This is a genomic window from Rhodoglobus sp. (assembly GCF_053580035.1).
Window position 1 is genome coordinate 1,377,442 of record NZ_JBMDVL010000001.1, and the last position, 9,949, is coordinate 1,387,390.

The window sequence follows — 9,949 nt, forward strand, 5'->3', positions numbered from 1 at the left end:
GTGTCTATTCCGACTGATCCATAGGAATTAGTTACGTGAGCGGCGCGCGCGACTGTTTCGCCCCGACTGGCCACTTCAGCCGCCCCTGCGCGAGGAGTACCCCAATGATGACGAGAACGGCTCCAACGGGTTCGTGCCACGACATGGTCTCTTTGAGGATGACGAAGCCGAGGATGACGCCGATCACTGGCGTGATGTAGGTGACGGTTGACGTGCGGGTTGGTCCCCATTCGGCGAGCACCCGGTAGTTCCAGACGTAGGCCATGCCGGTGCCGAGCACACCGAGCGCAAGCAGGCTTGCGAGCACGGGAAGCGTGAGGTTCACGGGGCCAACTGCAACGAGTGGGGTGAGCAGAATGTAAATGACAGCGGCAATGCCGATATTCATGGTTGCGGAGGTCACGCCGGGAACCTTGTATGGCGCCACAAATCTGCGCTGATAACTCATCGCCGCGCCGTAACAGAGGGCGGCACCCAAGCATGCGAGCTGCCCGAGGAGGCTGCCGCTGATGTCGCCAGCTTGCCAGGGTGCGATGATCACGAACACCCCGAAGATGCCGAGGGTGACACCGGCAATTTGCGAGCGCGTCAGCTTCTCAACCCGGAATACGAGGGTTGCAAAGATGGCCGTCATGATGGGGGTTGTTGCGTTGTAGATGCTGGCGAGGCCCGAGCTCACATACTGTTCTGCCCACGCAAACAGTAGGTAGGGGAACACGGCGAAGAGAAATGCGAGCACGGTGAAGTGCGCCCAGACGATGGGCTTGCGTGGGAGCCTGCGGCGACTGACCGCGAAGACGACGACCAGCGCGATTGCGCCCAGCACGGCCCGACTCCAGGCGACCTGCCCAAAGCTCACGCCATCCAAAGCCACCTTCATGAAGAGAAAGCTTGAACCCCACACAAGCCCGGCGCCCGCAAACCGTAGCCAGGTTCCCAGCGGGGATGCGTTGTCGTGTTTTTCTTCACGCCCCGGCTTGATGACGGGGGCGCTCACGAGCGCGGCTCCTGCCCGAGACGCGCGAGCAGCCCCGTTTTCACGGCCGGCCACTCGGTGTCGATGATGGAATACACGGCGGTGTCTCGCCACGAGCCGTCAGCCCGCAGGAGGTGTTTGCGATGAATCCCCTCGAAAGTGGCTCCGAGCTTGAGGATCGCGGCGCGCGAACGATCGTTGATGGAGTCCGCTTGGAGACGCACTCGGTTGTAGCCGTTCTCGAAGGCGAAGCCGAGGAGCAGGAGTTTCGTCTCGGGGTTCACTGCGGTTCCCCACACGGTGGGGTCGTAGGCGGTCCAGCCGAGGTGGGCGTTGGCGTTGGTTTCGTCGAGGTCGCCGAGGGTGCTCACGCCAATGAGCCGACCAGCGTCAGGGCCGGGCTCAGCCCCAGAACCAGAACGGAGGCGCACGGCGAACGGCATCCGGTCGGCATAACCGAGGTAGCCGGCGCGCATCCACTTCATAAAGGATGCCTCGTCTGCCGGCAACCCGGCTGGGCCTCCGCCATAGCCTCCCGCGAAGACTTCTGGCACACTGAGGGCTGGCCAGAGCGCAGCGAGGTGCGCTTCCGTCAGGGGCTCAACGGAAACGAAAGTTCCCAGAAGGATGCGGGGCTGCGGGCGCGTTAGGGTCACCTACAAATACTCCCACCGGCACACCCTCTCCACGCGCGGATTTCGGACTTTCACCCACCGATTACTGACGTTGAGTCCAGCAATTCCCGATTGGCTACCCGCGCACGCACAAGCGGCACGCCCCGAATCTCTCCGGTGCGTGCCGCTTGAGTGCGAACGAGTTGCTGAAGTGCTTAGTCGACGAGGTCGTGACGAACGATGATCTCGTCGCGGCCGGGGCCAACACCGATCGCTGACATGCGGGCGCCGCTCATCTTTTCGATGGCGAGCACGTAGTCTTGCGCGTTCTTGGGGAGGTCTTCGAAGGCGCGAGCACCCGTGATGTCTTCTTCCCAGCCGGGGAACTCTTCGTAGATCGGCACAGCGTGGTGAAAGTCGGACTGCGACACGGGCATTTCATCGTGGCGGGTGCCATCAACGTCATAGGCCACACAGACAGGAATCGTCTTGAGACCGGTGAGCACATCGAGCTTGGTGAGCACGAAGTCGGTGACACCGTTGACGCGCGCCGTGTAGCGGGCGATGGGGGCGTCGTACCAACCACAGCGGCGCGGACGGCCGGTGGTGGTGCCGAACTCGAAACCGTTGGAGCGCAAGAACTCGCCGGACTCGTCGTGCAGTTCGGTCGGGAACGGGCCAGCTCCGACACGTGTTGTGTAGGCCTTGACGATCCCGATGATGCGTTCAAGACGGTTGGGAGCAACACCCGAACCGGTAGCCGCGCCACCCGAAGTGGAGTTGGATGACGTGACGAACGGGTACGTGCCGTGGTCAACATCCAGCATCGTGGCCTGGCCGCCCTCGAAGAGTACGATCTCGCCCTTATCGAGCGCCTGGTTCAGCAGCAGACCGGTGTCGGCGACCATGGGGCGCAGACGGTCGGCATAGCTGAGCAGCTCGGTGACGATCTCTTCAACCTCGATTGCGCGACGGTTGTAGACCTTCACGAGCAGGTGGTTCTTCTGGTCGAGAGCGCCCTCAACCTTTTGGCGAAGAATGTTTTCGTCAAAGAGGTCTTGAACTCGGATGCCGACCCGGTTGATCTTGTCGGCATACGCCGGGCCAATTCCGCGACCGGTTGTGCCGATCTGACGCTTGCCGAGGAAGCGTTCCGTCACCTTGTCGAGGGTGCGGTGGTAGTTGGTGATGATGTGCGCGTTGGCGCTCACCAGCAGCTTGGAGACGTCGACTCCGCGAGCGATGAGGGCGTCGAGCTCCTCAAAGAGCACCTCGGGGTCGATAACGACTCCGTTGGAAATGATCGGAGTGACACCCTCTGTGAGGATGCCAGACGGCAGTAGGTGCAGCGCATACTTTTCGCTGCCGATGACTACGGTGTGTCCGGCGTTGTTTCCGCCATTGAACTTCACGACGTAGTCGATGCGGCTACCGAGGAGGTCGGTTGCTTTTCCCTTGCCCTCGTCGCCCCATTGGGCGCCGATGATCACGATTGCTGGCATAGTGGATCCCTTCGAAAATGTGGGGGGATTACACCTCAGTCTACCCGAGAGCGGCATCCTGGCGGGCGGGAAGGCAAGAGTCCTTGCTTGAGCGAGCGAGACGGATATCCCCACGGTGTACCCCAGCTGGTCATCCTGCAACAAAACTTCTCGTCCACACGAAGCGGTGCCCCGCGGTGTTCACTGGCGATTTGCAGGAGCTCGAGGCGAGCATGCAAAGAGTGGAGTGCCGAAGCAGGTCGGAGATGCGGAGAATGGAACATGAGGTGGCCGCGACAATCCGACATGTCGCGGCCACCTACCCTAAATTGCCCCTGAACTCTATTTGTTAGTAGGGCCAAGCGGTTTGTGAAAAGCCACCCGATCCGACGTAGCCGAAACCTACTGCGGTGCCTCCACCTACCGCTGTGGTGTAGCTGAGTCCCGCCTCAAGCGTCGCTGGGCTCCCTGTTTGCGTAAGGATGTTCACGTATCCTGAACCGGCGTTGTAGCCGATTGCGTCATAGCTCTTTCCTGAGATCGAAGTGATGTGCCCATATCCGCCACCACCACCGCCGACGAAGTAGTAGCTCAGGCGGAACTTGACCATCGAAATCGCATCAGAGAATTTCACTGTGCAGTTTGTGCGGATGTACTTCGAGCCAGACTGGCTGTTAGTGCATCCAGTGATCGAACGCGCATTGGGGTCCGAGCCCGAAATTTCGGTTGGAACTTCTTCGGATGAGAGCGAATAGCTGCCATCGCTAAATGAGTATTTGGTGACCTTCCAGCCGTCCGCTTCCGACTCGTCGACACTGACCGGGACTGCGTTGGGGCTAGTCGAATCGAGTGTTCCTCCGGCGGCCAATTTCGCGAGAATGCTTTCTCGATCATCGTCACTAATGACAACGTCGGCATTCTCGATGTTTTGTTCTACCTGGGCTAGTTCATCTGAGCTGAGACCGTTGGCCTCAGCGGCACTCGCGGGTGCAGCGCCTAAGAGCATGAGGCCTACTCCTGCGAACGCAAGGATCGCTTTACTTTTCAACAATTTGAATATCCAACCTTTCGAATTTTTGACTCATAAGGTGTTGTTGCCCGGCAATGGTCTCAGACATGAGTAAATGTTGAGAGTAATGCTCAGGTCTATTGGAGATTGTCTTCCTGCATACGTAGGGTGGACAGATGCTTAGTCAAATTGGGATCCTTGGAATTGTCATCAACGTGCTTTCCTTCGCCGCAATCGCTGTCCTCATCATTCTCTCCATATGGGCACTCCTGCTCTCGATAAAGGCATTGAGAAAGTACTTAGGGCACGCGGGAACGACAGGCACAAGCACAGCTCACCGAGACTGACCAGCACCCTATCTATGGCGGACTTTTAGCGGCAGCAACGCGCTACAACAGGCCGAATATTTCGCTCGCGCAATATCAGGGATCAGAACTTCGATATCCAGCTTCCGATCTGCGTTCGATGTCGCAATCCCCCCCTGTCGATCTCAAGTGCGAACTTGACCTCTCTAACTCGGGTGCATAATCAGCTGTGTGTAGTACAGCTCCGCTGTATAGATGGCCTAGGTACGCGGTTGCCGCTAGGCGGCGGTTAATCGGTCCCAAATGAGGGTCGGGCAGTTCTCGCCTCAATCGGTTCATGTCTCTCGGTCAATACCAGCAGCGCGACAGAGTGAGGTGTACCCCACTGGACAACCTGCCCAGTGCGGGACTTAGACAGTTCCGCGAAGCGGTACTCCCTGATCCTGATGGCAACGAGTTCCCCGTGAGTCAATTACGAGGCTGAGAGCCTGGCACTCTGACGAGCTAGCGCCCGGTTCGCGCGGCCACTTCGGCGGCAACTCGGGTGAGCGCTGACTCGAACACGATGAGTTCTTCCGGTGCGAGACATGACGTCGATTCCGAAACCATGTGATTGAAATCAGTGTGAATTTCTCGCATTAGAACGTGGCCAGTTTCGGTGAGTTCCAGAAAGTTGCTTCGTCGATCTGAGGGATGCGCGACCCGCTGCAACAACCCGCGGTCCGAGAGCCGATTGGTTATCGCGGTTATCGCACCCGTCGTCATCTCCATATGTTCAGCGACTGCTTTGGGCGTCACGTTGCTGTGTTCGGCGATCCAAAAAAGTGCGCGAAGATCGCTGGCGGACAGTCCGTTGTCGATGGCAATCTGCTCTCGATTCCTTTCGAGAGCGCGCACGAAACGCACCGCCGCCGCCGGAAAACCCTCGAGGGCATGCTTCTCGTTCGCGCTAGTCATAGCACCCAACTTTATTGCAGAATCAGGAAAATTAGTAAATAACTTAATAGGTAAGTTACTTACTAATTGAGGTACTATTCTGGGAGTTCGTAATCCACTCTCTACCGGAGGCTCTAATGATTCCTGACACCCTTACCCAAGGGCAGTACGACACCGTCTATAACTTCCTTTCGCTCGTCATCGCTTCGCAGCTCTTCACCGCTGTGTTCCTGACAATCGCTCTGCCGCGAGTCTTGCCTCGCTACCGGCAGGCAATCACGGTGGCGATTGTTGTCTGCGCAATTGCGGCCTACCACTACTTCCGAATCTTCGACTCATTCAAAGAGGCCTTCGTGTCGGACTCTGTCGGTGGCGCGGGCGTATATACGCAAGCTGTTGGGGCATCCTTCAATGAGGGATACCGGTACGTTGACTGGCTTCTGACCGTGCCTCTTCTGCTGCTTGAGCTCATTGCTGTACTAGCTCTCGCCCGCAAGGTGCAGACCGGGCTGATCATTCGTCTGCTGCCCGCTGCCGCGCTCATGATCATCCTCGGATACCCCGGCGAGATCAGCGGCGACAACACCGTACGCGGAATCTTCGGCCTGCTGTCCACAATCCCCTTCGCGTACATCCTGTACGTGCTCTTCGTGCAGTTGGGTAAGTCACTTAACAAGCAGCCAGTCTCGGTGCGCCGCACCCTCAGTCAGTTGCGCTTCCTCCTGCTGCTCAGCTGGGGCGTTTACCCCATTGCCTACATCCTCCCGATGCTCGACATAAGTGGGGCGGATGCTTGGGTGGGCAAACAGATCGGATACTCGATAGCCGACATACTGGCGAAGGCCGTCTACGCGTTGATCATCTTCTACGTCGCCCGCATGAAGTCGTTCGATGATGACCCAGATTTCGCCACACGAGAGAACTCTCCTGAGGACGCCGCAATGTTCGTCCGCAAGTAGCTAGGCCAACAAGCAACAAACTAGTGAGCGGACTCCGGCATCTGGGCCGGGGTCCGTTCACCCTTGTGCAGGCCGATCTCGTAAATGGCTTAGTCAGTGTTGTCGGTGTTGTCGGTGTCGTCGGCCCGTGTCAGCATGGAGCATGTTCCGGATTACTCAGCACCACGTTTCGCCTGTTGCGCTTCCGCAACCCATCTGCTCGATCGTGCCCCCGTTCCTTCTGGCGCGGATCGCGACGCTGGAGGATCCCCGCTTCGAACGGGCCGCACACGCCGCACGGCGGTCGCTGACCGATGTCGTCCACGATCACCTCGACCATGGCCGCAGTCACAACGTGTTGCCCCGCCGGTCGCTGCGCCCAGGTGAGCCGAGCGTGCGTGGGCAGATCAGTCGTTCTCTCTACGACGCGCACGGTGCTGAAGCATTGCCCGGAACGTTAGTGCGCACCGAGGGTGAACCGGAGACCGACGATGCATCCGTCTCCGAGGCCTATGACGGTCTGGGCAGCACATTTGCCCTCTTTTGGGAAGTGTTCGCGCGTGACTCGATCAACGATCGCTCTGCCCCACTTGAAGCTACCGTGCACTACGGAAATCGCTACGACAACGCGTTCTGGGATGGCACACGCATGGTGTTCGGCGACGGCGACGGCGAGATCTTCGATGGATTTACACGCTCGCTCAGCGTGATCGGCCACGAACTCGCCCACGGCGTGACCGAATACACGGCCGGCCTGATCTACCAAGGCCAGAGCGGCGCACTCAATGAACACCTGTCCGATGTGTTCGGATCATTAGTCGAGCAGCATGCTCGCGGCCAGAACGCAGCAACTGCATCTTGGCTTGTCGGAGAAGGCATCTTCACCGAACAAGTCGAAGGAAACGCGCTGCGCTCGCTGAAAGCACCCGGAACGGCCTATGACGACGATGTGCTCGGAAAAGACCCGCAGCCCGACCATCTAGATGGCTACATCGAAACTCTCGACGACAACGGTGGCGTGCACCTGAACTCAGGCATTCCCAATCGGGCGTTCTGGAGCGTCGCCAATACCCTGGGCGGCAATGCGTGGGAACGCGCGGGGCAGATCTGGTACGACACCCTCACCGGCAACTCCCTTACGCCCCGCAGTAACTTCGCCGAATTCGCGGCAGCAACAGTCGAGACAACTGTGGCACGATACGGGTTCAGCTCCCCTGAGCATGAAGCTGTCGTCGGCGGCTGGGCTCTGGTCGGCATCACCACCGACGAATAAGCACTGTCAAATAAGCGCGGGCGCGGGATAGCATGCACGTGTGAAGGTTCAGGTGTGGCGCAGCGGAGGCCTACTCGGTCGACGCATCGAATGGGATGTCATTGTCGACGAACAACCCGATCCCGAACAGTGGTACCTCCTCATTGCCGAGCTGCCCTGGGAGAAGCGAGTAACGACAAACCCGATGCCGGATCGGTACACGTACGAGATCCACTGCGATCCGCACGAAGTCGTCATCCCCGAGCAAGACCTAGTTGGCCCGTGGCGCGAACTAGTTGACCGCGTGCGCGAGGCCAACGCGCAGTCCGAAGTGCGCCCCGACGCCGCACAGCAACCCAGCCCTGTCGACCACGTCCGCGAGCCGAATCATAACCAACACGACGCACTCGACGGCGAGCGCTAACCTCGCACGTCAGCGATTGCTAGCGCAGCGGGTCGAAGGAAGTGAGCAGGGGATGCTCGCCATTGCCGGTGATGGAATCTGCGAGCATCCGCCCGGTTAGGGGACCAAGGGCAATGCCCCACATGCCGTGCCCGCCAGCAACATGAACGCGCGGCGAACGTGTGCGACCAACCAGCGGAAGCCCGTCGGCGGTGCAGGGTCGTGAGCCGACCCATTCTTCTTCGCGCGCTTCCCAGTCCACGCCGTCAAACATGGGGCTTGCTGCGTTCACGATGGTTTGGATACGGCGAGGGTCTGCTGGAGCGTCGGGGCGACGGAACTCCATCATGCCTCCCACTCGCAGTCGGTCGCCAAGCGGGGTGCAAGCAACACGCTGCGCGGCCAAGTAGATGGGGTGCGTCGGGATCACCGGCGGTTTCACGCTGAAGCTGTAACCCCGACCGGCCTGAATGACTTGCCGCACCCCAAACTGGCGGGCGAGCGACGAAAGCCACGTTCCGGTCGCGATGACCAGCTGGTCGCCCTTCACAGAGTCTTGGCCCTCAACATCAACGACGACACCCTCGGTACCAAGATCGCGCACGCCGGTAACGTTGGCGCCCTCAATGATTCGAGCGCCTCTGGCCCGAACGGATGCCGCGAGCACCTGCATGAACTGGGGCGGGTTGATGAAACGTTGGCCTTCAATGCGCAGCCCATGAGTCACGAGGCCCGAGATGCTCGGCTCGATTTCGCGCAACTCGTCGCCGGTAATTTTCTGGAAGCTGACGTGGCCTCCACGTGCGGCGACTTCGTCGAACTCGTGCACGATTGTTTGCTGGTCGCGTTCGTTGACAAATGCTGCGAGAAACGGGTCAGCTTGGGTAAGCGAGGCCGCGACGCCTCCGTCTTCCATACGGTCGAAGGAATCAAGCCCCCACTTGTTGATCTCAGCAAACGTCGCCATGTTCTTGCGCCACGCGCCAGGGAGTGAGTGACGGGCGAAGCCCGCGAGAAAACGCAGCAGGGTGGCATTGGCGGCAAGCGGAACGTACACCGGCGAGGAGGGGCTAACAATCGCCTTCACTCCGAAGCGGAATATCGACGGCTCTGGCAACGGCAAGGTGAGCGCGGGAGCGATCCACCCGGCGTTGCCCCACGATGATCCGGCAGCAATGCCCGTGCGATCAAGAACTGTAACGTCAACACCGCGTTCTTGAAGGAACCAGGCGGTGCAGAGCCCGACCATTCCGGCACCAATAATCGTGACACGGGTGGGTTGCGACATGGCTCACTCCTCATCGGGTCGAACCTTCAGACTAACCCTCGCCGCGTTACCGGCGCGTTTCCGCCGCCGCCAGAGTCCTACTTCGAGAAGCTGACGTGCTGGGTGATCCAGTTGTGCATCGCAACGGCAGCCGCGGCTGAAGCGTTGATCGATCGGGTGGAACCGAACTGGCTGATCTCCACGACATCCGTCGCTGCTTCGATGGCTTCGGGCGACAAGCCCGGGCCCTCTTGGCCGAAGAGCAGCACGCAGCGTTTGGGCATATCGAAGGTTTCGATGATGACGCTGCCGGGCACGTTGTCGATCGCGATGATCGGCAGATCGTTGGCTTCAGTCCACTCCACGAAGGCTGCGACATCCGGATGATGCAACACGTGCTGGTAGCGGTCAGTGACCATGGCGCCGCGTTTGTTCCAGCGCCGCCGCCCAATGATGTGCACGGTGTCGGCACCGAACGCATTCGCACTGCGCACGATGGAGCCGATGTTCATGTCGTGCTGCCAGTTTTCGATAGCGACGTGGAATGGATGACGCGTCACATCAAGATCGGCAACGATCGCTTCCATATTCCAGTAGCGATACCGGTCAATAACATTGCGGCTATCGCCACGCGCCAGAAGTTCAGGATCAAAGTGGGGATCGGTGGGAAATTCGCCCCGCCACGGCCCCACCCCGTTGGTCGACAGCTCGACGCTGGGGTTCGGTTCAGTCACCGTTCCACGATACTCGCCGTGAGCCCAGCCCCGG

General features: G+C 59.6%; 11 protein-coding genes. 4 read left to right on the forward strand and 7 right to left on the reverse strand.

Annotated features, from left to right (window positions below):
* Nucleotides 1-31: 31 nt before the first annotated feature.
* The 4 genes from ACOH1Z_RS06810 to ACOH1Z_RS06825 all read right to left on the reverse strand — a co-directional run bounded on the left by ACOH1Z_RS06810 (nucleotide 32) and on the right by ACOH1Z_RS06825 (nucleotide 4,077).
* A complete protein-coding gene (locus tag ACOH1Z_RS06810; RefSeq protein ID WP_449647687.1) occupies nucleotides 32-997 on the reverse strand; it encodes a DMT family transporter in 966 nt (321 codons plus the stop codon).
* Nucleotides 994-1,632, reverse strand: a complete 639-nt coding sequence (locus tag ACOH1Z_RS06815) for a GNAT family N-acetyltransferase (RefSeq protein ID WP_449647688.1) — start codon at nucleotides 1,630-1,632, stop codon at nucleotides 994-996. The genes ACOH1Z_RS06810 and ACOH1Z_RS06815 overlap by 4 nt, the downstream gene beginning before the upstream one ends.
* Nucleotides 1,633-1,805: 173 nt before the next feature.
* The gene (locus ACOH1Z_RS06820) at nucleotides 1,806-3,092 is read right to left on the reverse strand and encodes an adenylosuccinate synthase (RefSeq protein WP_449647689.1); all 1,287 of its coding nucleotides are present in this window, start codon (nucleotides 3,090-3,092) and stop codon (nucleotides 1,806-1,808) included.
* Between the two features lie 328 nt (nucleotides 3,093-3,420).
* A complete protein-coding gene (locus ACOH1Z_RS06825) occupies nucleotides 3,421-4,077 on the reverse strand; it encodes a hypothetical protein (RefSeq protein ID WP_449647690.1) in 657 nt (218 codons plus the stop codon).
* Nucleotides 4,078-4,256: 179 nt separating this feature from the next.
* Between ACOH1Z_RS06825 and ACOH1Z_RS06830 the strand changes: the two genes are divergently transcribed.
* Entirely contained in the window at nucleotides 4,257-4,427 is a 171-nt protein-coding gene (locus tag ACOH1Z_RS06830; protein WP_449647691.1) for a hypothetical protein, read from the forward strand.
* A 462-nt stretch (nucleotides 4,428-4,889) separates the two neighbouring features.
* Here ACOH1Z_RS06830 and ACOH1Z_RS06835 read toward each other — a convergent pair whose 3' ends face one another.
* Nucleotides 4,890-5,342 (reverse strand): MarR family winged helix-turn-helix transcriptional regulator, encoded by a 453-nt coding sequence (locus ACOH1Z_RS06835; protein ID WP_449647692.1) that lies wholly within the window; start codon nucleotides 5,340-5,342, stop codon nucleotides 4,890-4,892.
* A gap of 116 nt (nucleotides 5,343-5,458) precedes the next feature.
* Here ACOH1Z_RS06835 and ACOH1Z_RS06840 point away from each other — a divergent pair, with 116 nt between their 5' ends.
* From ACOH1Z_RS06840 to ACOH1Z_RS06850, 3 genes are all read left to right on the forward strand, one after another.
* On the forward strand, nucleotides 5,459-6,280 hold the full coding sequence (locus tag ACOH1Z_RS06840) for a bacteriorhodopsin (protein WP_449647693.1): 822 nt from the start codon (nucleotides 5,459-5,461) through the stop codon (nucleotides 6,278-6,280).
* Nucleotides 6,281-6,422: 142 nt separating this feature from the next.
* The gene (locus ACOH1Z_RS06845) at nucleotides 6,423-7,532 is read left to right on the forward strand and encodes a M4 family metallopeptidase (RefSeq protein WP_449648210.1); all 1,110 of its coding nucleotides are present in this window, start codon (nucleotides 6,423-6,425) and stop codon (nucleotides 7,530-7,532) included.
* Nucleotides 7,533-7,572: 40 nt separating this feature from the next.
* Nucleotides 7,573-7,935, forward strand: coding sequence for a protealysin inhibitor emfourin (locus tag ACOH1Z_RS06850; protein ID WP_449647694.1), 363 nt, complete (start codon nucleotides 7,573-7,575; stop codon nucleotides 7,933-7,935).
* A gap of 19 nt (nucleotides 7,936-7,954) precedes the next feature.
* Here the strand turns inward: ACOH1Z_RS06850 and ACOH1Z_RS06855 are convergent, their stop codons facing one another.
* Complete coding sequence (locus ACOH1Z_RS06855; protein ID WP_449647695.1) at nucleotides 7,955-9,202, reverse strand: NAD(P)/FAD-dependent oxidoreductase; 1,248 nt, start codon at nucleotides 9,200-9,202, stop codon at nucleotides 7,955-7,957.
* 77 nt (nucleotides 9,203-9,279) lie between these two features.
* Nucleotides 9,280-9,915 carry a TrmH family RNA methyltransferase gene (locus ACOH1Z_RS06860; RefSeq protein WP_449647696.1) on the reverse strand — a complete coding sequence of 212 codons (636 nt, stop codon included), beginning with the start codon at nucleotides 9,913-9,915 and terminating at the stop codon, nucleotides 9,280-9,282.
* Between the last annotated feature and the right edge of the window lie 34 nt (nucleotides 9,916-9,949).

Coding starts and splice junctions, on each gene's coding strand:
- ACOH1Z_RS06820 (WP_449647689.1), bottom strand. CDS start 3,092: ATGCCAGCAATCGTGATCATCGGCGCCCAATGGGGCGACGAGGGCAAG.
- ACOH1Z_RS06825 (WP_449647690.1), bottom strand. CDS start 4,077: ATGCTCTTAGGCGCTGCACCCGCGAGTGCCGCTGAGGCCAACGGTCTC.
- ACOH1Z_RS06830 (WP_449647691.1), top strand. CDS start 4,257: ATGCTTAGTCAAATTGGGATCCTTGGAATTGTCATCAACGTGCTTTCC.
- ACOH1Z_RS06835 (WP_449647692.1), bottom strand. CDS start 5,342: ATGACTAGCGCGAACGAGAAGCATGCCCTCGAGGGTTTTCCGGCGGCG.
- ACOH1Z_RS06840 (WP_449647693.1), top strand. CDS start 5,459: ATGATTCCTGACACCCTTACCCAAGGGCAGTACGACACCGTCTATAAC.
- ACOH1Z_RS06845 (WP_449648210.1), top strand. CDS start 6,423: ATGTTCCGGATTACTCAGCACCACGTTTCGCCTGTTGCGCTTCCGCAA.
- ACOH1Z_RS06855 (WP_449647695.1), bottom strand. CDS start 9,202: ATGTCGCAACCCACCCGTGTCACGATTATTGGTGCCGGAATGGTCGGG.